The sequence below is a fragment of the Pseudomonas sp. NPDC087185 genome (assembly GCF_044744955.1).
Lineage (GTDB): Bacteria > Pseudomonadota > Gammaproteobacteria > Pseudomonadales > Pseudomonadaceae > Aquipseudomonas.
In genome coordinates, this window is sequence record NZ_JBIUZK010000006.1 from 333,603 (window position 1) to 354,418 (window position 20,816).

26 protein-coding genes are annotated in these 20,816 nt (G+C 60.8%); 14 read left to right on the forward strand and 12 right to left on the reverse strand.

The window, feature by feature from the left end:
• Positions 1-9 precede the first annotated feature (9 nt).
• Entirely contained in the window at positions 10-885 is an 876-nt protein-coding gene (gene rsmI / locus ACIPIJ_RS21700; protein WP_401080375.1) for a 16S rRNA (cytidine(1402)-2'-O)-methyltransferase, read from the reverse strand.
• 188 nt (positions 886-1,073) lie between these two features.
• Between rsmI and ACIPIJ_RS21705 the strand changes: the two genes are divergently transcribed.
• From ACIPIJ_RS21705 to ACIPIJ_RS21725, 5 genes are all read left to right on the forward strand, one after another.
• On the forward strand, positions 1,074-2,891 hold the full coding sequence (locus ACIPIJ_RS21705) for a penicillin-binding protein activator (protein ID WP_401080377.1): 1,818 nt from the start codon (positions 1,074-1,076) through the stop codon (positions 2,889-2,891).
• Entirely contained in the window at positions 2,891-3,262 is a 372-nt protein-coding gene (locus ACIPIJ_RS21710) for a YraN family protein (protein WP_401080379.1), read from the forward strand. The genes ACIPIJ_RS21705 and ACIPIJ_RS21710 overlap by 1 nt, the downstream gene beginning before the upstream one ends.
• A gap of 86 nt (positions 3,263-3,348) precedes the next feature.
• Positions 3,349-3,942, forward strand: a complete 594-nt coding sequence (locus tag ACIPIJ_RS21715; protein WP_401080381.1) for a phosphoheptose isomerase — start codon at positions 3,349-3,351, stop codon at positions 3,940-3,942.
• On the forward strand, positions 3,939-4,517 hold the full coding sequence (locus tag ACIPIJ_RS21720) for a BON domain-containing protein (RefSeq protein WP_401080383.1): 579 nt from the start codon (positions 3,939-3,941) through the stop codon (positions 4,515-4,517). The genes ACIPIJ_RS21715 and ACIPIJ_RS21720 overlap by 4 nt, the downstream gene beginning before the upstream one ends.
• 79 nt (positions 4,518-4,596) lie before the next feature.
• Positions 4,597-4,815: a YgdI/YgdR family lipoprotein gene (locus tag ACIPIJ_RS21725; protein ID WP_401080385.1), complete on the forward strand. Its 219-nt coding sequence runs from the start codon at positions 4,597-4,599 to the stop codon at positions 4,813-4,815.
• A 48-nt stretch (positions 4,816-4,863) separates the two neighbouring features.
• Here the strand turns inward: ACIPIJ_RS21725 and ACIPIJ_RS21730 are convergent, their stop codons facing one another.
• The 7 genes from ACIPIJ_RS21730 to rplM form a co-directional block, all read right to left on the reverse strand.
• Positions 4,864-5,295, reverse strand: a complete 432-nt coding sequence (locus tag ACIPIJ_RS21730; protein WP_401080387.1) for a ClpXP protease specificity-enhancing factor — start codon at positions 5,293-5,295, stop codon at positions 4,864-4,866.
• A 10-nt stretch (positions 5,296-5,305) separates the two neighbouring features.
• A complete protein-coding gene (locus ACIPIJ_RS21735; protein WP_401080389.1) occupies positions 5,306-5,929 on the reverse strand; it encodes a glutathione S-transferase N-terminal domain-containing protein in 624 nt (207 codons plus the stop codon).
• 120 nt (positions 5,930-6,049) lie between these two features.
• Positions 6,050-6,829 (reverse strand): cytochrome c1, encoded by a 780-nt coding sequence (locus ACIPIJ_RS21740; RefSeq protein WP_401080391.1) that lies wholly within the window; start codon positions 6,827-6,829, stop codon positions 6,050-6,052.
• The gene (locus ACIPIJ_RS21745; protein WP_401080676.1) at positions 6,829-8,040 is read right to left on the reverse strand and encodes a cytochrome bc complex cytochrome b subunit; all 1,212 of its coding nucleotides are present in this window, start codon (positions 8,038-8,040) and stop codon (positions 6,829-6,831) included. The genes ACIPIJ_RS21740 and ACIPIJ_RS21745 overlap by 1 nt, the downstream gene beginning before the upstream one ends.
• Positions 8,040-8,633, reverse strand: a complete 594-nt coding sequence (gene petA, locus ACIPIJ_RS21750) for a ubiquinol-cytochrome c reductase iron-sulfur subunit (protein ID WP_401080393.1) — start codon at positions 8,631-8,633, stop codon at positions 8,040-8,042. Before petA ends, ACIPIJ_RS21745 begins: the two co-directional genes overlap by 1 nt.
• A 261-nt stretch (positions 8,634-8,894) precedes the next feature.
• Positions 8,895-9,287, reverse strand: coding sequence for a 30S ribosomal protein S9 (gene rpsI / locus ACIPIJ_RS21755; protein ID WP_264311679.1), 393 nt, complete (start codon positions 9,285-9,287; stop codon positions 8,895-8,897).
• 14 nt (positions 9,288-9,301) lie between these two features.
• Positions 9,302-9,730 carry a 50S ribosomal protein L13 gene (gene rplM, locus ACIPIJ_RS21760; protein ID WP_008097538.1) on the reverse strand — a complete coding sequence of 143 codons (429 nt, stop codon included), beginning with the start codon at positions 9,728-9,730 and terminating at the stop codon, positions 9,302-9,304.
• Between the two features lie 257 nt (positions 9,731-9,987).
• Here rplM and ACIPIJ_RS21765 point away from each other — a divergent pair, with 257 nt between their 5' ends.
• Positions 9,988-11,028 carry an NADP(H)-dependent aldo-keto reductase gene (locus tag ACIPIJ_RS21765; protein ID WP_401080395.1) on the forward strand — a complete coding sequence of 347 codons (1,041 nt, stop codon included), beginning with the start codon at positions 9,988-9,990 and terminating at the stop codon, positions 11,026-11,028.
• Between the two features lie 176 nt (positions 11,029-11,204).
• Complete coding sequence (locus ACIPIJ_RS21770; protein ID WP_401080679.1) at positions 11,205-12,125, forward strand: GlxA family transcriptional regulator; 921 nt, start codon at positions 11,205-11,207, stop codon at positions 12,123-12,125.
• 112 nt (positions 12,126-12,237) lie between these two features.
• On the opposite strand, the gene zapE is transcribed toward ACIPIJ_RS21770, so the two are convergent.
• The 3 genes from zapE to ACIPIJ_RS21785 all read right to left on the reverse strand — a co-directional run bounded on the left by zapE (position 12,238) and on the right by ACIPIJ_RS21785 (position 15,428).
• Complete coding sequence (gene zapE / locus ACIPIJ_RS21775; protein ID WP_401080397.1) at positions 12,238-13,332, reverse strand: cell division protein ZapE; 1,095 nt, start codon at positions 13,330-13,332, stop codon at positions 12,238-12,240.
• A gap of 85 nt (positions 13,333-13,417) precedes the next feature.
• On the reverse strand, positions 13,418-14,767 hold the full coding sequence (locus tag ACIPIJ_RS21780; protein WP_401080399.1) for a tryptophan--tRNA ligase: 1,350 nt from the start codon (positions 14,765-14,767) through the stop codon (positions 13,418-13,420).
• Positions 14,768-14,792: 25 nt separating this feature from the next.
• The gene (locus ACIPIJ_RS21785) at positions 14,793-15,428 is read right to left on the reverse strand and encodes an alpha/beta hydrolase (RefSeq protein WP_401080401.1); all 636 of its coding nucleotides are present in this window, start codon (positions 15,426-15,428) and stop codon (positions 14,793-14,795) included.
• A 136-nt stretch (positions 15,429-15,564) separates the two neighbouring features.
• Here ACIPIJ_RS21785 and ACIPIJ_RS21790 point away from each other — a divergent pair, with 136 nt between their 5' ends.
• Positions 15,565-16,002 carry a YhcB family protein gene (locus ACIPIJ_RS21790; protein WP_400799940.1) on the forward strand — a complete coding sequence of 146 codons (438 nt, stop codon included), beginning with the start codon at positions 15,565-15,567 and terminating at the stop codon, positions 16,000-16,002.
• Between the two features lie 161 nt (positions 16,003-16,163).
• Here ACIPIJ_RS21790 and ACIPIJ_RS21795 read toward each other — a convergent pair whose 3' ends face one another.
• Positions 16,164-17,360, reverse strand: a complete 1,197-nt coding sequence (locus ACIPIJ_RS21795; protein WP_401080403.1) for a methionine gamma-lyase — start codon at positions 17,358-17,360, stop codon at positions 16,164-16,166.
• A 127-nt stretch (positions 17,361-17,487) separates the two neighbouring features.
• On the opposite strand from ACIPIJ_RS21795, the gene ACIPIJ_RS21800 reads away from it, so the two are divergent.
• From ACIPIJ_RS21800 to ACIPIJ_RS21825, 6 genes are all read left to right on the forward strand, one after another.
• Complete coding sequence (locus ACIPIJ_RS21800; protein ID WP_401080405.1) at positions 17,488-17,967, forward strand: Lrp/AsnC family transcriptional regulator; 480 nt, start codon at positions 17,488-17,490, stop codon at positions 17,965-17,967.
• Positions 17,968-18,748: 781 nt separating this feature from the next.
• A complete protein-coding gene (locus ACIPIJ_RS21805; protein ID WP_401080407.1) occupies positions 18,749-19,135 on the forward strand; it encodes an S-type pyocin domain-containing protein in 387 nt (128 codons plus the stop codon).
• A complete protein-coding gene (locus ACIPIJ_RS21810; RefSeq protein WP_401080682.1) occupies positions 19,129-19,353 on the forward strand; it encodes an HNH endonuclease signature motif containing protein in 225 nt (74 codons plus the stop codon). Before ACIPIJ_RS21805 ends, ACIPIJ_RS21810 begins: the two co-directional genes overlap by 7 nt.
• Positions 19,354-19,361: 8 nt before the next feature.
• Positions 19,362-19,625, forward strand: a complete 264-nt coding sequence (locus tag ACIPIJ_RS21815) for a bacteriocin immunity protein (protein ID WP_085675061.1) — start codon at positions 19,362-19,364, stop codon at positions 19,623-19,625.
• A 157-nt stretch (positions 19,626-19,782) separates the two neighbouring features.
• A complete protein-coding gene (locus ACIPIJ_RS21820) occupies positions 19,783-20,103 on the forward strand; it encodes an S-type pyocin (RefSeq protein ID WP_401080409.1) in 321 nt (106 codons plus the stop codon).
• A 104-nt stretch (positions 20,104-20,207) separates the two neighbouring features.
• A complete protein-coding gene (locus tag ACIPIJ_RS21825; RefSeq protein WP_401080685.1) occupies positions 20,208-20,363 on the forward strand; it encodes a bacteriocin immunity protein in 156 nt (51 codons plus the stop codon).
• Positions 20,364-20,816: the final 453 nt, after the last annotated feature.

Genomic DNA, 20,816 nt, shown 5'->3' on the forward strand with positions numbered 1-20,816 from the left:
AAATGGCCACTACTGCGCTTTCTGCTTTTCCAGTGCCACTTGATACAGCAGGTTCTTGCGTACGCCGGTAATTTCCGCCGCCAACGCCGCTGCGCGCTTGAGCGGCAACTCGGCCAGCAACAGGTCGAGCACACGCTGCGCCTCGGCACTGATCGCCTCCTCGCCCTCCGGCGCGCTCCATCCGCCCACCAACACCACGCACTCGCCACGCTGCTGGTTGCTGTCACCCGCCACGAACGCGCGCAATTCACCGAGCGGCAGGCCCTTGAGGGTCTCGAAAGTCTTGGTCAGTTCGCGCGCCAGCAGCGCCGGGCGTTCGGCCCCGAATACCAGTTCCATGTCCTCCAGGCATTCGAGAATGCGGTGAGGCGCTTCGTAGAAGATCAACGTGCGCGGTTCTTCCTTCACCTGCTCCAGGCGCGCACGACGGCCGGCTGTCTTGGCCGGCAGGAAGCCTTCGAAAATAAACCGGTCGGACGGCAGCCCAGCGGCCGAGAGCGCTGCGATCAGCGCGCACGCGCCCGGTACGGGCACCACCTTGACGCCTGCGGCGCGCGCCTGGCGCACCAGGTGGTAGCCTGGGTCGGAAATCAATGGGGTACCGGCATCAGACACCAGCGCCACATCCTCACCCGCCAGCAGCTTGGTGATGAAGCGCCCACCTTCGTCGCGTTCGTTGTGCTCATGGCAGGCCGCCAGGGGCGTATCGATGCCGAAATGCTGCAGCAGACGAATCGAGTGCCGGGTGTCCTCGGCGGCGATCAAGGCGACATCCGCCAGCACCTTCAATGCCCTGGCACTCATGTCGTCGAGGTTGCCGATGGGGGTCGCGACCACGTACAGCGTCCCCACGGTGGATTTCGAAGCCCCTGCCACATCAGTCACTGCGCACACCTGTCTTTCGGATCAAAGGCTTCATTGTAGCCCGAGCGCCGGTAACAGGGCGCAAAGAACTTCACCCGCAGTTGCCACCAGGACACCTATAGTCAAGGTTCTGCAATCAGCAAGATCGCGCCCCGGCCAACGCTTCGGTACAATTGCCGGCCAACTTGATCGAGTAACAGGACCTTTACATGATCGCTTGCCTGCGGCTGTTCACAGCCCTCTGCCTCGCTGCCCTGCTGGCAGCCTGCGCCAGCTCGCCCTCATCCAGCCTGGGCGAGCTGCCACGCACCCCGGACGCGAGCATTGAGCAACTGCTCGAAAAAGCGGCTGCCAGCAAGTCTGCTGAAGACGCCGCCTTGCTGCGCCTGAGCGCTGCCGACCTGGCCTACAAGCAGAAGGACTATCCGCGCGCCGCACGCATTCTCGAGCAGGTCCCGATGGAGACGCTCAAGCCGGCCCAGCAAATCTTCGCCGCCACCCTCGGCGCGGAACTGGCCATGAGCCGCAACCAGCCCAAGGCCGCCCTCAGCGCCCTCTCGCACCCAAGCCTGCAGCATGTCGGCGAATTGCCGGTGGAGCAGCAAGTGCGCACCTACAGTGTGCAGGCTGCTGCCCTCGAGGCCGACGGCCAGGCGCTGGCTGCAGCCCAGCAACGCGTGCTGCTGGGCCCTCTGCTCAGCGGTCAGGCTGCCAGCAGCAACAATGACGCCATCTGGACCCTGGTCGCCTCGCTGCCTGCAGAGCAACTGCAGCAGCCCACCGGCGACCAGACCTTGGCCGGCTGGACCAGCCTGGCCCTGGCCGTGAAAAGCGCCGGCACCCTGGAGCAACAGCAGGCCGCCATCGACACCTGGCGCAAACAGCATCCCGACCACCCTGCCGCGCAACAGCTGCCGCTGGCCCTGACCAAACTCAAGGAACTGGCCAGCCAGCCCCTGACCAAGATCGGCCTGCTGCTGCCTCAGGAAGGCCCGTTGGCCGGTGTCGCCCGCGCGCTGCGTGACGGCTTCATGGCCGCCCACTTCCAGGCCCAGCAGGCTGGCCAGCAAGCGCCAGCCGTGCAGGTGTACGACAGCTCGCGCATCGGTTCGCTCGACGACTTCTATCGCCAGGCGCAGGCCGACGGCGTGCAACTGGTGGTTGGCCCGCTGGAAAAACCGCTGGTGAAGAAACTTGCCGCCAACGCGCAACTGCCCATCCCGACCCTCGCGCTGAACTACGCCGACGCCGGCCAGAAGGCCCCGCCACAGCTGTTCCAGTTCGGCCTCGCCGCCGAGGACGAAGCCCGCGAAGTTGCGCGCCGCGCCCGCGCCGACGGCATGGTCCGCGCCGTAGCCCTGGTGCCAAGCGGGGAATGGGGGGATCGCGTGCTGGCAGCCTTCCGCCAGGACTGGGAAGGTAATGGCGGTACCGTGATCGCTGCCGAGCGCATCGCCCAGCCGGTCGCCCTGGCTCAGCAGATCGCCAACCTGTTCCAGTTGCGCCAGAGCGAAGGCCGTGCACAAAGCCTGCAGAGCACGGTCGGCGGTAGCATCGCCGCCCAGCCGTCGCGCCGCCAGGACATCGATTTCATCTTCCTCGCCTCGACCCCGCAACAGGCGCAGCAGATCAAGCCGACCCTGAACTTCCAGTACGCCGGTGATGTACCGGTCTACGCCACCTCGAACCTGTACAGCGCCAGCGGTGACGTCAACCAGTACAACGACATGAACGGTATTCGCTTCTGCGAGACCCCCTGGCTGCTGGACACCACCAACAGCCTGCGCCAGCAAGTGGTCCAGCAGTGGCCGCAAGCTGCCGGCAGCCTCGGCCGCCTGTATGCCATGGGCGTCGATGCCTACAGCCTGGCACCTCGCCTGGGCCAATTGAAAGCACTGCCGGACAACCGCGTAGAAGGCCTCTCGGGCAGCCTGAGCATGAACGCCAACCAACGCGTCGAGCGCCAGCTGCCATGGGCCGAGTTCTCCGGCGGCCAGGTCAAGCGCCTGCCGGACACTTCGCACTGATGCCAAACGCATCACCGACCCGCGCCGGCCAGGACGCAGAAAACCAAGCCCTTGAGTACCTTCAAGGGCAAGGCCTGCAGCTGCTGACGCGCAATTGGCGATGCAAAGGCGGTGAGCTTGATCTGGTCATGCTCGACACCGATACAGTAGTATTCGTCGAAGTCCGCTACCGGTTGCACGCGGGCTTCGGTGGCGCCCTCGGCAGTATCGACGGGCGCAAGCAGAAACGGCTGGTGCTTGCCGCCAGTCTTTTTCTGCAGAAGGAGTCTCGCTGGGCCAACCACCCGTGCCGCTTCGACGTTGTCGCCTTGCAGGGTAGCCACCATGCAGGCCGGCCGCTTCAATGGCTGAAAAACGCCTTCGAATGCTGAACCCACTCCCATTTTTTTGCTCTATGTTTCGCGGGCTGGTCCCTGTTGCGCGTAGCAAAGGCCACCGCCCCACTTAAGGTCACCAGATGGACATGCAATCCCGAATTCGCCGGCTGTTCCAGGCCAGCATCGATACCAAGCAACAGGCAATGGACATCCTGGCACCGCACATCGAGCAGGCCAGCCTGGTCATGGTCAATGCGCTGCTCAACGAGGGCAAGATGCTCGCCTGTGGCAACGGCGGCTCGGCCGGTGATGCCCAGCATTTTTCTTCGGAGCTGCTCAACCGCTTCGAGCGTGAACGCCCGAGCCTGCCGGCCATCGCCCTGACCACCGACAGCTCGACATTGACCTCGATCGCCAACGACTACAGCTACAACGAAGTCTTCTCCAAGCAGATTCGCGCACTGGGCCAGCCCGGCGATGTATTGCTGGCAATTTCGACCAGCGGCAACTCGGCCAACGTGATTCAAGCGATCCAGGCCGCACATGATCGCGAAATGATTGTCGTAGCATTGACCGGACGTGACGGTGGCGGCATGGCTTCGCTGCTGCTGCCCGAGGACGTGGAAATCCGCGTACCTTCGACGGTCACCGCTCGTACCCAGGAAGTCCACCTGCTGGCGATCCACTGCCTGTGCGATCTGATCGACAGCCAACTGTTCGGGAGTGAAGAATGATCCCCATGCGCCTCGGCCTGATGGCCCTGACCCTGTGCCTGAGCGTCACCGGCTGCAGCTCGGTACTGACCTCGACCCGTAATTCCCCGATCGAGGATGATCGCGGCACCCGCACCATCGGCAGCAAGATCGACGACTCGCTGATCGAAACCAAGGCTGCGGTCAACATCTCCAAGGCCAGCCCTGACCTGGACAAGGGCTCGCATATCGTCGTCAGCAGCTACAACGGTGTAGTGTTGCTGGCCGGGCAAACCCCACGCGCCGACCTCAAGAGCCTGGCCGAACAAACCGCCGGCCAAGTGCAGCGCGTCAAGAAAGTGCACAACGAACTGCAGGTGATGCAGCCATCCTCCATCCTCGCGCGCAACAACGATGCCTGGCTGACCACCAAGATCAAGACCCAGATGCTGACCGACAACGCCGTGCCCAGCTCGCGCATCAAGGTGATCACCGAGAACGGTATCGTCTACCTGCTCGGCCTGGTGACACAGCAAGAAGCCAACTCCGCCACCGCCGTGGTACAGGGCGTGTCCGGCGTGCAGAAGATCGTCAAGCTGTTCGAGTACATCGACTGATCCCTCTGCCTGTGCCGGCCCCTCACCGGCCGGCACAGGCAACCACGCACCACCCTTTCAGAACCCCAGGAAACACCGCATGAAAAAGCTTCTGCTGCCCGCCCTGCTGATCGGCACCTTTGCCGCCCTGGCCGGCTGCTCCACCCCCAGCCTGATCACCCTCAACGATGGCCGCGAGATCCAGGCCGTCGATGCCCCGCACTATGAGAAGAATTCGGGCTTCTACGAGTTCGAGCAGCTCGATGGCAAACGCACCCGCATCAACAAGGACCAGGTGCGCAGCATCAGCGACCTGTAATCCCAGGCCTGCAATGAAAAAGGCGATCCATGCGGATCGCCTTTTTTGTTACTTCACCACCTTCAGGCTCGGCCGCCCGGTCGGGCGCGGCGGCTGGCCACCCCCTTCCGGCGGGCCTTCGTCATCCGGCTCGACACCTTCGTCGTCCAGCTCTTCACCTTCCATCAACGGTGGCTCCAGCTCGAAGACCATACCCTGGCCGTTCTCACGGGCGTAAATACCGAGAATTGCACCTACCGGCACGAACAACGAATGAGCAACGCCGCCGAAGCGCCCTTCGAAGCTCACCGCATCGTTGTCCATATGCAGGCTGCGCACGGCACTGGGGGAAATATTCAGGACGATCTGGCCGTCACTGGCGAAACCCTGCGGCACCTGGACAGCCGGAAACTCGGCATTGACCAGCATGTGCGGGGTGCAATCGTTGTCGACGATCCACTCGTACAGTGCACGAACCAGATAGGGGCGACTGGAGTTCATCAACGGCTCCTTAAAGCTTACGCATTTCACGTTCAACGGAGGACAGGCTCGCCAGGAATGGCTCGCGGGCGAACTGCCGCTCCATGTAATCCTGCAGCGGCTTGGCTTGCCGCGGCAACTCGATACCCATTACCGGCAAACGCCAGAGGATGGGCAGTAGACAACAATCGACCAGGCTTTGCTCATCACTCATGAAACAAGCAAATTCGTTGAACAAGGGCGAGACGCCGGTCAGGCTCTCACGCAGTGCCTTGCGGGCCTCCGCGCGCACGGCTTCAGTGCTGCGCGCGTCAAGCACGGTATCGGCCAACGCACACCAGTCACGCTGGATGCGGTGTATCAACAAGCGGCTGTTACCGCGCGCGACCGGGTACACCGGCATCAGCGGCGGATGCGGGTAACGCTCCTCGAGGTATTCCATCACCACGGTCGATTCATAGAGCGCCAGGTCGCGATCGACCAGGGTCGGCACGCTGCCGTAAGGGTTCACCTCAACCAGCTTGGGTGGCAGACGCCCAGGATCGACGTCGATGATCTGCACGCTGACACCTTTCTCGGCAAGCACGAGGCGTACCCGATGAGAATAGTGATCAGCGGGATCGGAATAGCAGGCTAACCTATTGGTCGCGCCCATGTAGCGCCTCCTCGCATGGGGATGCTTGTGAAACTGCAAATGCAAACGCGCCCTGGACGCCCCCTCGCTTGCACAAGGGGGCGCCCAGGGCGCGTTCAACTACCAGAAACTACTGCGTGATCAGTGCACGTCCTTCCAGTATTCGCGCTTGAGCAAGTAGGCGAACACGAAGAAGAAAGCCAGGTACAGCAACACATAGGTACCGATGCGCTGGCTTTCCAGTTTGACCGGGTTGGCCGAATAGGCCAGGAAGGTCACCAGGTTCTTGACCTTCTCGTCGAACTGCTCGGTCGTCAGGGTACCGGAATTCGGCGTGATGGTCAGCTGGTCACACGCTTCATGGGTCAGCGGGCTGCCCGTCAATGGGTCGAATTGTTTCTTGCCATCGACGACCATCTGCACCTGCTTGCAACCGACCACCTGGTTGCCCTGCAGGCCGACCAGCACGTTGGGCATGCCCACGTTGGGGAACACCTTGTTGTTCACCCCATAGGGCCGCGAAGGGTCCTCATAGAAGCTGCGCAAGTAGCTGTACAGCCAATCGGTACCGCGTACGCGGGCGACCAGGGTCAGGTCGGGAGGCGCTGCGCCAAACCAGGTCTTGGCATCACTGGGCTTCATGCCGATGTTCATGTGGTCACCGATCTTGGCACCGGTGAACACCAGCTTCTCGAGCATCAGCTCATGAGGGATCCCCAAGTCATCGGCAACCCGCTCGTAACGTTGGAACTTGGCGCTGTGACAGCCCATGCAATAGTTGGCAAAGGTCCGCGCACCATCTTGCATGGCAGCCTTGTCGGTCAGGTCGATATCGACCTTGTCCAGCTCCAGGCCATGTTCGGCAGCGAAGGAAAAGGCAGGCATCACTGCCAGCAAAAGTACTGCAATCAACTTTTTCATCAGCCAGTCACCCTTTCCGGAACCGGTTTGGTCTTCTCAAGCCGCGTGTAGAACGGCATCAGCAGGAAGTAGGCGAAGTACAACACCGTGCACACCTGCGACAGCAAAGTGCGCCCTGGCGTCGGTGCCAATACCCCCAGCACGCCGAGAATGACGAAGGCGATGCAGAACACCAGCAGGAAGGCCTTGCTGATCCAGCCCTTGTAGCGCATGGAGCGCACCGGGCTGCGGTCCAGCCAGGGCAATACGAATAGCACGGCGATGGCGGCGCCCATGGCGATCACGCCCATCAGCTTGTCAGGCACGGCACGCAAGATCGCGTAGAAGGGCGTGAAGTACCATACCGGCGCGATGTGCTCAGGTGTCTTGAACGCGTTGGCCTGCTCAAAGTTGGGCTTTTCCAGGAAGTAGCCACCCATTTCCGGGAAGAAGAACACCACCGCACAGAACACGAAGAGAAACACTACCACCCCGACAATGTCCTTGACGGTGTAGTACGGGTGGAACGGGATGCCGTCGAGCGGGATACCGTTCTCGTCCTTTTTCTTCTTGATATCCACCCCATCCGGGTTGTTCGAACCCACTTCGTGCAGGGCCAGGATGTGCAGCACGACCAGGCCGAGTATGACGATCGGCAAGGCCACCACGTGCAGGGCGAAGAAGCGGTTCAAGGTAATGCCGGAAATCAGGTAGTCACCGCGGATCCACTGGGTGAGATCGCCGCCGATCACCGGGATTGCGCCGAACAGCGAGATGATCACCTGGGCGCCCCAGTACGACATTTGCCCCCATGGCAGCAGATACCCCATGAAGGCCTCGGCCATCAGCGCCAGGTAGATCAGCATGCCGAACAGCCACACCAGCTCGCGCGGCTTCTGGTACGAGCCGTAGAGCAGGCCGCGGAACATGTGCAGGTAAACCACGATGAAGAACGCCGAGGCACCGGTGGAATGGAGGTAGCGCAGGATCCAGCCGTACTCCACGTCACGCATGATGTACTCGACCGAGGCGAACGCCTCTTCCGCCGAAGGCGTGAAACTCATGGTCAGCCAAACGCCGGTGACGATCTGGTTGACCAGCACCAGCAGGGCCAGCGAGCCAAAGAAATACAGGAAGTTGAAGTTCTTGGGCGCGTAGTACTTGCTCAGGTGGTCTTCCCACATCTTGGTGGCGGGGAAGCGAGCATCAATCCAGTCCATGAACTTGCTCATCATGCTTTCTCCTGGTCGACGCCGATGACGACGATATCATCCGACTCGTAAGAGTGCGGCGGCACTGGCAGGTTGAGAGGCGCTGGCTGCGACTTGTAGACCCGCCCAGCCAGGTCGTAGTGGGAGCCGTGGCAGGGGCAGAAGTAGCCACCCACCCACTTCGGCCCCAAGTCAGCGGGCGCGACCTCCGGGCGGAAGGTCGGCGAGCAACCCAGATGGGTGCACAGGCCGACGAGAATGAGCAGTTCCGGCTTGATCGAGCGGACTTCCGGGTCGACGTAGGCGGGCTGCACCGACGCCTTCGATTCAGGGTCGGAGAGCTCTGCGGTGATCTTCTTCAGATTGCCAAGGATCTCCTGCGTTCGCCGTACGATAAATACGGGCTGGCCACGCCACTCGGCAACCATCTGCTGCCCGGGCTCGACCTTGGCGATATTGACCTTCACCGGTGCGCCGGCCGCCTTCGCCTTGGCACTGGGAAACCATGACCCCACGAACGGTACCGCAGCCCCCACTGCCCCCGCTGCCCCGACCACGGATGTCGCGGCTACGAGGAAGCGGCGCCGGCCTGCGTTGACGCCGTCATTGCTCATTCAGTCCTCTCCCATCAGCTTGCTTGGCCTGTTGGACCAGGCCTGTACTTAGGTAATGTCTGTGGCACTAAAAATTGGTCGCCATGGTAAGAAACAAATCCACACAGTGACAAGGTGATTGGCCTGGGATCGGCTACAACCCTCGCTTTGCTTGATCTGCGTCTATGTGGCGGGCCACCACGGACATGCTGACAGGTTAGTTCAAGACATAAAAAAAGCCCGGTTCCAAGGAACCGGGCTTTTTCGACTGCCGAAGCGGTATTAACGCTTGGAGTACTGAGGACGCTTACGCGCTTTACGCAGACCCACTTTCTTACGCTCGACTTCACGAGCGTCGCGGGTGACGTAGCCAGCACGACGCAGAGCGCCACGCAGGGTTTCGTCGTATTCCATCAGAGCGCGGGTGATACCGTGACGGATCGCACCGGCTTGACCGCTGACACCACCACCAGCAACGGTGACGTAGATGTCGAACTTCTCGGTGGTCTCGGTCAGCTCCAGCGGCTGGCGAACAACCATGCGAGCAGTTTCACGACCGAAGAACACGTCCAGAGAACGGTTGTTGATGGAGATGTTACCAGTACCCGGACGCAGGAAAACGCGAGCGGTTGCGGTCTTGCGACGGCCAGTGCCGTAATTTTGAGTCGCCGACATAATGAACTATCCCGTTAGATCTTCAGTTCTTGAGGCTGCTGAGCAGTGTGTGGGTGAGCAGCACCCGCGTACACTTTCAGCTTACGGTACATGTCGCGACCCAGCGGGTTCTTCGGCAGCATGCCTTTGACCGCGGTTTCGATAACACGCTCAGGGGCTTTGGCGATCAACTTCTCGAAGTTGATTTCCTTGATGCCGCCTGGGAAGCCGGAGTGGGAGTAGTACATTTTGTCGGAAGACTTGGCGCCAGTTACACGGATCTGCTCGGCGTTGATGACGACGATGTAGTCGCCGGTGTCAACGTGAGGGGTGTATTCTGGTTTGTGTTTGCCACGCAGACGGCTAGCGATTTCGGTAGCCAGACGACCCAGGGTCTGGCCAGCGGCGTCGACTACGAACCACTCGCGCTTTACTGTTTCCGGTTTAGCAGTAAAAGTTTTCATTCTCTAAAGCCTCAGAGGCCGCCCAGCGAAAAATAGACGGCGAATCTTACTGGATAGTGCACAGCTTGCCAAGGGCAAGCGCGCAGCCGAACACAGACGCTTTTGGGGGCTCGGGTCGGGCACGCCAATGTTCGACGGGGTTCTTCCTGCGTGGTGGTGCATCACTTCCGCCACACGGAGAGGTGCCGAATTATCCAGATTGCGCGAAAAATTTCAACCTGCTTTTATGGGCTTCTTTACCAAGGAGTGTTTTCCCGATGGAATACCGCAAGCTCGGCCGTACCGATCTCGACGTCAGCGCCCTGTGCCTGGGCACCATGACCTGGGGCGAGCAGAACGACGAGGCCGAGGCCTTCGCGCAGATCAACCGCGCCAAAGCCGGCGGGGTCAACTTCATCGACACCGCCGAGATGTACCCGGTGCCCCCGCGCCCCGAGACCTACGCCGCCACCGAGCAGATCATCGGCAACTGGTTTCGCCAGCACGGCGATCGCGACGACTGGATCCTCGCCAGCAAGGTCGCCGGCCCCGGCAACGGCATCAGCCATATCCGTGACGGCCAGCTCAAGCACAACCGCCAGCACATCGTCGCGGCGCTGGAGGCCAGCCTGGAGCGCCTGAACACCGACCGCATCGACCTGTACCAATTGCACTGGCCGGAGCGCAGCACCAATTTCTTCGGCAAGCTGGGCTATCAGCATCTGCCGCAGGACCACTTCACCCCGCTGGAGGAAACCCTGGAGGTGCTCGACGAGCAGGTGCGTGCGGGCAAGATCCGCCACATCGGCCTGTCCAACGAAACGCCCTGGGGCACCATGAAGTTCCTGCAGCTGGCAGAAAGCCGCGGCTGGCCACGTGCGGTATCGATCCAGAACCCGTACAACTTGCTCAACCGCAGCTTCGAAGTGGGCCTGGCGGAGGTTGCCATTCGCGAGCAATGTGGCCTGCTGGCCTACTCGCCGCTGGCCTTCGGCATGCTCTCGGGCAAATACGAGAACGGCGCCCGGCCGGAAAAAGGCCGCCTGACCCTCTTCAACCGCTTCGCCCGTTATTCCAACCCACAGACCGTGGCAGCCTGCAGCCGCTACGTGCAGCTGGCCCAGGCGCATGGCCTGGACCCGGCGCAGATGGCCCTGGCCTTCGTCACGCGCCAACCGTTCGTGACCAGCAACATCATCGGTGCGACCAACCTGGTGCAGTTGGAGAGCAACCTCAAGAGCGTGGAGCTGAACCTCAGCGATGAACTGCTGGCGGCGATCGAGGCGATTCATCAGGAGCAGCCGAACCCGGCGCCTTGACTGGACGGCCAGCTCAATTCTGCGGGGTAGACACAATCGCCAAAAAATAAGACGATCCAGCCGGTGATTGACCACTCTACCCTATAAGAACAATGACAATGATGTTTACCCAACCCTCCGCGTCGTTGCGGCGCGTCAGCATCCTGGCCATTGACAAGGTGTTCGCTTCGACCTTGATGCAGGCCAAGGACTTTTTCCACCTCGCCAGCCTGCGCTACAGCAAGCAGCTGGGCCTGGGCTTGCAGCCCATGTTCGAGATCAGTTTGGTGAGCCCGGACGGCCAGCCGGTGGACAGCTTCAGCAACGTGCAGTTGCCGGTCGACGGCGGCCTGGACGATGCCGATGTGATCATCCTCCCGGCGTTCTGGGAAGACTTCGACAACCTGCTGCAACAGTATCCACAAGTGCTGCCCTGGTTACGCGAGCAGCATGCCCGCGGCGCCGTGCTCTGCGCCGAGGCCAGCGGGGTATTCTGGCTGGCCGAGTCGGGCCTGCTCGACGGCAAGGAAGCGACCACCTACTGGCGCTTCTTCGCCAGCTTCGCCGAGCGTTTCCCGAAAATCCGGCTGAACCAGGACAAGCATCTGACCGATGCCGACAACCTCTACTGCGCCGGCGGCACCACCTCGGCCTGCGACCTGTACATCTACCTGATCGAGCGCTTCTGCGGGGCCAACGTGGCGCGCGCCGTGGCCCGCGACATCCTCTACGAGGTGCAGCGCAACTACACGCCTGGGCGCATGGGTTTCGGCGGGCAGAAGCTGCACCAGGACCTGATCATCCTGCAGATCCAGCACTGGCTGGAGGAGCACTTCGCCGACAAGTTCCGCTTCGAGGATGTGGCCCGCAACCACGGCATGAGCATCCGCAACTTCATGCGTCGCTTCCAGGGTGCGACGGGCGACAAGCCGTTGCATTACCTGCAGCGGCTACGCATCGAAACGGCCAAGGGGCTGCTGTCGAGCACGCGCAAGAGCATCAAGACCATCAGCTATGAGGTCGGCTATGACGATGCGAGCTTCTTTGCGCGGTTGTTCCGCCAGCACACGGAGTTGTCGCCGAACCAGTATCGGCAGCAGTTCATGCAAGAGGCCTGAAATGGCTGGGGCCGCTGTGGGAGCGGGCTTGTCCCGCGAAGCGGCCAACGCGGTGACTGGCACCGGCTTCGCCGGTGTTCGCGGGACAAGCCCGCTCCCACAACTGTAATGATTACGGCTTGTGCGCGCGCGACAGGAATTCGTGCGACTGCATTTCCAGTAACCGGCTCAGGGTACGCTGGAACTCGAACACCAGCCGCCCGCCGGTGTACAGGTCCTTGAGCTCCACTTCAGCCGAGATGATCAGCTTGACGTTGCGGTCGTAGAATTCGTCCACCATGTTGATGAAGCGCCGGGCAATGTCGTCGGTGGTGACGCTCATCTGCTCGACGTTGCTCAGCAGCACGGCGTGGAAGATCTTGCCCAACTCGATGTAGTCGTTCTGGCTGCGAGGACCGTCGCACAGGGCGCGGAAGTCGAACCAGGCGACATCGTCACAGGTACGCAAGGCGTGAATCGGCCGGTTCTCGATCATCAGCACGTCATTGTCGACGGCCTGGGTGCACTCCGGCGTCAGCGCCTTGAAGCTCGCGCGCATGCTCTGCTCGGCGGCCTCGTTCAGCGGGAAGTGGAACAGTTCGGCCTGCTCCAGGTGACGCAGGCGGTAGTCGACGCCGCTGTCGACGTTCACCACGTCGGTGTACTGCTTGATCATGGCGATAGCCGGCAGGAAGCGCGCGCGCTGCAGGCCGTCCTTGTACAGGCCGTCGGGGACGATGTTGGAGGTCGCCACCAGCGATACGCCGTTCTTGAACAGTTCCTCCATCAGGGTGCCAAGGATCATGGCATCGGTGATGTCGGACACGAAGAATTCGTCGAAACAGATCACCTTGGCTTCTTCACTGAAGCGCTTGGCGATCAGGGTCAGCGGGTTCTTCTCACCCTTGAGGGTCTTCATTTCCTCGTGCACGCGCTTCATGAAGCGGTGAAAGTGCGTGCGCATCTTCTGCTTGAACGGCAGCGCCTCAAAGAAGGTATCGACCAAGTAAGTCTTGCCGCGGCCAACCCCGCCCCAGAAATACAGCCCTTTGACCGGCGTCTGCTCCTTCTTGCCGAACAACTTGCCGAACACGCCGGGCTTGTTGTTCTGCGCAGCCACCAGGTCGTCGTACAGACGCTGGAGGTGACGCACCGCAGTTTCCTGCGCCGCGTCATGGAAGAAGTCGGGACGTTTCAGATCTGCTTGATATCGTTCTAGGGGCGTCATGATTTCGTTAGCGAGGCAACAAAAAACGGGCCGTCACTGTAGCGACCGGCCCGCATAATGGCAATCAGACTTGCGGCGAAATGCCTCAGTCCTGCTGTGGCGCCAAGGCCTCACGCAGGCTCTGAACGGCCGTGTCACGGGCCTCGGCGCTGTCGAACTGCGGCCCGTCGGCAACCTGTTCGCCATGCAGCCACAGGCTGAAGCCCAGGCCTTCGACACGCACGTCAGCCTCGCCACCTTGCTGCAACTGCTTGCTCACCGCACCCGCGCTCTTGCCGTCGGCGAAGCTGCGCGACAGCAGCAATTGCTCGCCATCAGCGGCCAGCAGGCGGAAGCGGAAGCTGCCGTCCTCATCACGGAAGCTGACAAAGCGCGCGCTTTTGGCGGCCTTTTTCTTCACTTCGGTGTTGGCCTGCACACTGCTGCGGAACGAACGCAGGCCAACGGCCTCGCGCAGTTGCTCGAGGAACGGCGTGGCGATCTTGCGGGCCTTGGCGGCGCCGGCCAGCAGGATGTCTTCGAGGTCTGAGGGGCGCGAAATCAGCTGATGGTAGTGCTCGCGCTTCTCGGCCAACTGCCCGTCGAGCAGCTGGAACAGGCGCTGCTTGGCCTCGCCCCAGCCCAGGCCCTGCAGCAGTTCTTCGCGGAACTCGGCGCATTGCGCGGGCGACGAGAAAGCCTGGAACAGCGTGAACAGGTGCGAGTTGTCCGGGTCCTTGGCTTCGCCAGGTGCGCGCGAGTCGGTGACGATACGCGAGATGGCGTCTTTCATGTCTTTGGCGCTGGTGAACAGCGGGATGGTGTTGTCGTAGCTCTTGGACATCTTGCGACCGTCCAGGCCCGGCAACGTCGCCACGCTCTCCTCGATCACCGCCTCAGGCATGGCGAAGAAGTCCTTGCCCTGGCCGAACAAGTGGTTGAAGCGCTGGCCGATATCGCGGGCCATTTCCACGTGCTGGATCTGGTCGCGGCCGACCGGCACCTTGTGCGCATTGAACATCAGGATGTCCGCGGCCATCAGCACCGGGTAGCTGTACAGGCCCATGGTCACGCCCGCATCCGGGTCTTCGCCGCCCTCGAGGTTCTTGTCTACCGAGGCCTTGTAGGCGTGCGCACGGTTGAGCAGGCCCTTGGCCGCGACGCAGGTCAGCAGCCAAGTCAGTTCGGGGATCTCGGGGATATCGGACTGGCGGTAGAAAGTCACCTTGGCCGGGTCCAGGCCACCGGCCAGCCAGGTGGCGGCAATTTCCAGGCGCGAACGCTGGATGCGCAGCGGGTCGTCGCACTTGATCAGGGCGTGGTAGTCAGCCAGGAAGTAGAACGAATCGACACCCGGCTGCTGGCTGGCGACGATGGCCGGGCGGATGGCGCCGGCGTAGTTGCCCAGGTGCGGGGTGCCGGTGGTGGTGATACCGGTGAGAATGCGCGTGGTCATGGGTGTTCGCTTATTCAGGCTTGGCTCAATTCGAAAGGCGCGGCAGCAGCAGATCCTTCAGATCGGTCAGCTTGCCATGGAAGAAGTGTCCGCATTCTGCCACTTTCAGCAGCTCATGGGGGCGCGGCAGGGCGTCGGACCATTCGTAAACCAGCTGCGGCGCGACGACTTCATCGGCGTCGGGCTGCACCACGGTAATCGGGCAGCGCTGCGGCAGCGGGAACTCCGCAGTCAGGCGCATCACCGCCGGGGCAATCATGAACAGCTGTTGCAGTGCGACACCGGCGCTTTCCAGGCGGCCTGCCAGGCTGGTGGCGACAAAGCCACCGAATGAAAAGCCCATCAGCACCAGCGGCAGTTGCGGGTGTTTTTCGCGCAGCCAGGCGGCAGCGGCTTCGGCGTCGGCCACCTCGCCAGCGCCCATGTCATGGCCCCCGGCGCTCTGGCCAACGCCGCGGTAGTTGAAGCGCAGGGTCACGTAACCCGCGTCGCGGGCCGTGCGCTGCAGGGTCGAGACCACCTTGTTGAGCATGGTGCCGCCCTGGACCGGGTTGGGGTGACAGATCAGTACCGCGCCACGGGCGTCGGCCACGTCCAGGTACAAGGCTTCCAGCTGGCCGACGGGGCCATCGATGAACAAGGGGGTTTCGCGGACAAGCAAGGCACTAACTCCGTGACCTCGAAGGGGGTCGATTCGTCTAGGTGAGGAATTCTGTTCTGATTTGCGATCGCTCGCGGTATACAGCGCAGGTCTGAGCCGTTAACGTAAAGCAAAGCCGTTTATAGAGGAAGGACTCGTGGAACTCTCGCTCCTTGTTTGGTTGTTGCCAACCCTGGCCCTGGTCATCGGTGTGGCGGTCGGTTTCATCGTGGCCCGCCTGCTGCCCAATGCGGCGCCCAGCAACACGCAGCGCCAACTGGATGATATCCAGAAGCGCTTCGACAGCTACCAGAACGAAGTGGTCACCCACTTCAACAGCACCGCCATGCTGGTCAAGAAACTGACCCAGAGCTACCAGGACGTTCAGGATCATCTGGCCGAAGGCGCCAACAGCCTGGCCCTTGACGACGTCACCCGCCAGCGCCTGCTGGCTGCCCTGCATTCCGAAGCGGCCCAGGGCCCACGTGACCGCCTGACGCCGCCACGCGACACCGCCGAAGTGCCGCGTGACTATGCGCCAAAGACGCCGAACTCGCCGGGCATGCTCGATGAGAGCTACGGGCTCAAGCGCTGAGCTGCTGACATGAACAAGGCCTCGCGAGAGGCCTTGTTATTGGGCTGGTTTTACCGGCCTCTTCGCGTGCAAGCCCGCTCCCACAGAAAGACCAGTGCCCTTGAGGCCCCCGCTGTACCTGTAGCAGCCGGCTTGCCGGCGATAGGGCCAGCCCAGGCCACTTATCTGCAAGCCCCCAACGCCTGCTCCACATCCGCGATCAAGTCCTCTACATCCTCCAACCCCACCGACAACCGCACCAACCCCTCTGAGATGCCATGATGCGCCCGCTCCTGCGGCGTATAGCTCGAATGCGTCATGCTCGCCGGGTGCTGGGCCAGCGACTCGGCATCGCCCAAACTCACCGCCCGCGCGAACAGCTGCAAGGCATTCATGAAGCGCCGCCCCGCATCGATCCCGCCCTTGAGCTCGAAGGCAATCATCCCCCCCGGCAAACGCATCTGCCGCTGGGCCAATTCGTACTGCGCGAACGACGGCAGCCCCGGATAGTGAATCAGCTCGACCTGCGGCTGACGCGCCAGAAACTCGGCCACCTGCTGGGCATTGGCGCAATGGCGGTCCATGCGCAACGCCAAGGTCTTGATGCCGCGCATCAACAGCGAAGCGTCCTGCGGCGACAGCACCGCGCCGGTCATATCTTTCAGCCCTTCCAGACGAATCCGGTCGATCAGCGCCTTGCGCCCGATCACCATGCCCGCAGTGATATCCCCATGGCCGCTCAGGTATTTGGTCGCGGAATGCACCACCAGGTCGGCACCCATTTCCAGAGGCCGCTGCAAATAAGGGGTGCAATACGTGTTGTCGACCACGATATGCACGTCATGCCCACGCGCGGCGTCGGCCACCGCTGCGATATCGACCAGTTGCATGTTGGGGTTGGCCGGCGTTTCGAAGTAGATCATCCGTGTCTTGCGGTTGATTGCTGCCTTGAGTGCCTTGATATCGTTGAGGTCGACGTGATGAATCTTTACCCCGAACTCGCCGATGCCATGGTGCAGGAAGGCAAACGTGCAGCCATACAACGTACGCCCGACGATCAGCTCGTCGCCCGGCCGTAGTAGCGTCCACATCGTCGAAGTGATGGCCCCCATCCCCGACGCCAATGCCAGCCCCGCCTCGCCCCCTTCCAGTGATGCCATGCGCTGTTCCAGCAACGCCAACGTCGGGTTGGAAATGCGACTGTAGACGTGCCCGCCCTCCTCCCCGGCAAAGCACGCCGCACCGTATTCGACGGTAGAGAAGGCATAAGTAGCAGTCTGATACACCGGCGGCACCAAGGCGCCGCCGTGGGAAAGCGGGTCGTAGCCGTGATGAATGGCACGTGTGGAGAAACCGTTGTTGTTATGGGAGTCGCGCATGGCAACAGCCTCTGGTGGTTTGCTATAAGCTTATGCCACCGAGCTGCCCGATTTTTTCCAAAATTGCCCACGCTTTTGCGGATGTATTGGAACAAAAAAAACAAAAAGTACACCAGGAGGGCAAACCATGCCTGCAAGCCTCGACCGCACCGACCGCGCCCTGCTCGCCGCCCTGCAGGACAACGCCCGCCTCACCGTCTCCGAACTTGCCGATCAGGTAGCACTGACCACCTCGCCCTGCTGGCGGCGGGTCAAACTGCTGGAGGATAACGGCTACATCACCGGCTACCAGGCGATTCTTTCGCCCAAGTCGCTGGGGTTTGGGGTGACCGCCTTCGTCAGCATCATGATGGATTCGCATACCAAGGCCATGGCGTTGGCATTCGAGAAGCGGCTGATGGAAATTCCCGAAATCGTGGCCTGCCACAACATCTCCGGGCGCTATGACTTCTTGCTGGAAATCCTGGCGCGGGACCTGGAATCATTTGGCGAATTTACCCGAGAAGTGCTGCAGCGGTTGCCGGGGGTGAAGGAGATTTATTCGAGTTTTTCTTACAAGGCTGTTAAGGAAAAGCGGTTAATTCCGGTATCTGAATCACATATCTGAATCGGATCTTTCAAAGCGGTGAGATGATTCCCACTGATTGACAGACCGCGCCTGACATACACGAAAAAACGGCCGTAGCACGCTTGCCATGTAGCGATTAGGAAGATGACTACATGGCTCAAAATGAAACCGTCAATTTTGGTGAACCCTTCCGTGATTCGCGCAGTGCGCTGCATCTGAACGAGGGTGTCTGGACGCGCGCGCAAGCTCCAGACCGAGTGTCCTTCAGCCCGTTGCCCCCGTTAACCGGGACCGGCTATGGGGGCTGGGGGCTGGATGCAGGGCGGCCTCGAGGTACTGGAGGGCCTAGCCCTTTCGCCCAGGAGAAAGGCTGGCGAACGGTTTTCGGCGAGGAGTTTACTGCCGTCAACACTATCCACGCCGAACAATATGCACCCGCTCTTGAGCAGCTGCCTGCGCAAATCAGCGTTGAGCGCGCAGCCGTCGAACAACAGGCAATCGCGGGAGCTGCGGGTCACCCTGTCCAGCATCTTGGGCTACGCCAGCAGCTGACCACGACGAGCTTGCAACCCGAACATCGTCGGTCCACTTTCCAAGCCACAAACCGAGGCACTGCAAGACCTCGTCAATGAACAGGCCACCCGCCGTGCCGGCGTGCTTTGGGCGGATTACCACCGGGCACTGACGCTCACAGAGTCCATTCGCTATTTGCAGCAGTTCAGCACGGCCATGGCGAACCTCACTCAGCGAGCAATGGAAGTGGAACAACTGCAGACAAGGCTTGCAGCCGAACGTGCAGCGGCCGAGGAGGCCGTACGTCGTGGCTGTAGCCATTCTTTCGGCAGCATGGCCTTCGACGCTGGGTAACGCAGAAAGGCGCTACCTGATCAGCCCCCCCCTTTCCAGCCTTTCTCCGCCTGGCGGGCCCGACCTGGCAGCCCTTGCCCTTTCGTCAGCAAGCGTAGACGTGCCTTATTTACTGGCGGGTAGTGAAGAAGAAAACGACATCGGCTTATACGTGGTGCCTGGTGGGAAACCGGTCGCCTTAAGGGCGGCGGCCTTTGACGCAGAACGTCAGGTTTACAGCCTTGCGCTCGACAACCCTCAGCGCATCCTGACGTGGACACCGGCCAGCGCGCCTGGAGGTGATGACAACAGCTCCACAAGCCTGCCGTCACTTTTCGAGAAAAACTCTGGAAAATTGTAGCAAATGACCCCGAGCTCTCAGGGCAGTTTTCCAAACAGAACATTATTCGCATGCGGGAAAATGGGCACGCTCCCAGAGCAAGAAACCCCGACGTTTATGGAAAAAAGAAGAGTTTTGAGCTGCATCATGTAGTGCCAATCAGCGAAGGCGGCGAGGTGTATGACATCGACAATTTAAGGGTTGTCACGCCAGCGGCTCATCATAAGATTCATTATTGAGACAAGTCATGAGTATCAAGCCCAACTACAGCGATTATACAGAGTTGGAGTTCATTGAGTTTTTGAAGGAAATCTATCGCGCCAATGCCGAGGAGCCAGATGAGATACTAGATCCATTGCTGGAGCACTTTTCTGCAGTGACCGAGCACCCTAGCGGTACAGACCTGATTTACTGGCCTGAAAATGATGAGCAGGGTGAGCTTGAAGCAGTTCTGAGCATTATCAAAGCGTGGCGTGCAGCTAACGGAAAACCTGGATTCAAGGAAAACTGAACGTACACCCCGCTCCGGCGGGGTGCCTCCCTTTGGAGTGAGAACACTCCTACAAACTCTTCAAAAAGAACCTACATCCAATGTAGCACGGTGAATATTTCCATCCTAAACAAGCACAACCATGATCTCGATATCACTTCAATAGAGAGACGCGGACATGGCATTCCCACTCCCCGAGCACATCGCAAACAAGCTTGCTGAGCAAACCTTCGAAAACTTTGACGATTTCTCCCAAGCCTTCTGGATGGCAATCGCCGAAGACCCCATCTACTCCCACCAATTCATCCCCTCCCAGCTCAACCGCATCAAACAGGGCTGGCCTCCCCGCGCGCCCTTCCGTGATACCGCAAAAGGCCTGCGTTCTTACCAGATCTGCCACCTCACCCCACCCGAATTCGGCGGCCTGATGTATGACGCCGACAACCTGCGCATCATGAGCGTCATGCAGTACGCGCTCTCTTCGGAGGTGGCGTGGTGATCAGCCAGAAACAAAACCTCGCGGACTACACCTATGCCGAGTTCGAGTCCGTAGTGGAAGAATTGCTGCAGGCTGCCGTCACCTAAGCTTGGCAAGATCGCCTGCTGGAGCACTTCATCGCGGTAGCAGGGCACCCCGACGGCTCGGACCTCATCTACTACACCGGAACCGCACACGAATGCTGCGCCGAGCAGGTGATCGCACAGGTGGTGGCTTGGCGAAAATCGCAGGGACTTGCCTTGTTCAAGGATACGAAATGAGAAAAACTGCACTCTTGTTGATCTCGATTTTGTCAGGATGTGTCCATGGGAGACCCTGCTTTTACCTGATAAGCAGGACCTGAAGTTCGCTTGCGACATGGCCCCCGATAAACAAGGGTGCGAGAGGCGAAGCGACTACGATCAGCATTTCAAATCGATTGAGGGCAAGAAGGCCAGCTGGATCGAGGCTGTTGAATAGCGGCTTGGTCAACAGCGTGATCAGATCGGAGAGCGGTCATGAGCAGTGAGGTACAGCGGTATGAAAACGACTTAAAACGAAAGGTACAGCAAGCACTGAACAACTATCCGGAACTGGTGCGACAAATACGGATAGTGAGCGATTGCGGGGATTTCTTTGTGCGCAGCAGTCGTGATGGTACCTCCTCAGGGGCTGAATAGACCCTTCAAGCACAACCTAGACCGAGCCAGCCCTTTCAACTTGTGCAACTGGCA

Bases quoted from the DNA above. Each gene is read 5' to 3' on its own strand.
- ACIPIJ_RS21780 (WP_401080399.1), bottom strand. From the start codon at position 14,767: ATGACCACGCGCATTCTCACCGGTATCACCACCACCGGCACCCCGCAC.
- rplM (WP_008097538.1), bottom strand. From the start codon at position 9,730: ATGAAAACTTTTACTGCTAAACCGGAAACAGTAAAGCGCGAGTGGTTC.
- ACIPIJ_RS21795 (WP_401080403.1), bottom strand. From the start codon at position 17,360: ATGCGCGACTCCCATAACAACAACGGTTTCTCCACACGTGCCATTCAT.
- ACIPIJ_RS21710 (WP_401080379.1), top strand. From the start codon at position 2,891: ATGCCAAACGCATCACCGACCCGCGCCGGCCAGGACGCAGAAAACCAA.
- zapE (WP_401080397.1), bottom strand. From the start codon at position 13,332: ATGACGCCCCTAGAACGATATCAAGCAGATCTGAAACGTCCCGACTTC.
- ACIPIJ_RS21730 (WP_401080387.1), bottom strand. From the start codon at position 5,295: ATGAACTCCAGTCGCCCCTATCTGGTTCGTGCACTGTACGAGTGGATC.
- ACIPIJ_RS21740 (WP_401080391.1), bottom strand. From the start codon at position 6,829: ATGAAAAAGTTGATTGCAGTACTTTTGCTGGCAGTGATGCCTGCCTTT.
- petA (WP_401080393.1), bottom strand. From the start codon at position 8,633: ATGAGCAATGACGGCGTCAACGCAGGCCGGCGCCGCTTCCTCGTAGCC.
- ACIPIJ_RS21725 (WP_401080385.1), top strand. From the start codon at position 4,597: ATGAAAAAGCTTCTGCTGCCCGCCCTGCTGATCGGCACCTTTGCCGCC.
- rpsI (WP_264311679.1), bottom strand. From the start codon at position 9,287: ATGTCGGCGACTCAAAATTACGGCACTGGCCGTCGCAAGACCGCAACC.
- ACIPIJ_RS21765 (WP_401080395.1), top strand. From the start codon at position 9,988: ATGGAATACCGCAAGCTCGGCCGTACCGATCTCGACGTCAGCGCCCTG.
- ACIPIJ_RS21715 (WP_401080381.1), top strand. From the start codon at position 3,349: ATGGACATGCAATCCCGAATTCGCCGGCTGTTCCAGGCCAGCATCGAT.
- ACIPIJ_RS21770 (WP_401080679.1), top strand. From the start codon at position 11,205: ATGCAGGCCAAGGACTTTTTCCACCTCGCCAGCCTGCGCTACAGCAAG.
- ACIPIJ_RS21815 (WP_085675061.1), top strand. From the start codon at position 19,362: ATGAGTATCAAGCCCAACTACAGCGATTATACAGAGTTGGAGTTCATT.
- ACIPIJ_RS21745 (WP_401080676.1), bottom strand. From the start codon at position 8,040: ATGAGCAAGTTCATGGACTGGATTGATGCTCGCTTCCCCGCCACCAAG.
- ACIPIJ_RS21800 (WP_401080405.1), top strand. From the start codon at position 17,488: ATGCCTGCAAGCCTCGACCGCACCGACCGCGCCCTGCTCGCCGCCCTG.
- ACIPIJ_RS21705 (WP_401080377.1), top strand. From the start codon at position 1,074: ATGATCGCTTGCCTGCGGCTGTTCACAGCCCTCTGCCTCGCTGCCCTG.
- ACIPIJ_RS21820 (WP_401080409.1), top strand. From the start codon at position 19,783: ATGGCATTCCCACTCCCCGAGCACATCGCAAACAAGCTTGCTGAGCAA.
- ACIPIJ_RS21735 (WP_401080389.1), bottom strand. From the start codon at position 5,929: ATGGGCGCGACCAATAGGTTAGCCTGCTATTCCGATCCCGCTGATCAC.
- ACIPIJ_RS21720 (WP_401080383.1), top strand. From the start codon at position 3,939: ATGATCCCCATGCGCCTCGGCCTGATGGCCCTGACCCTGTGCCTGAGC.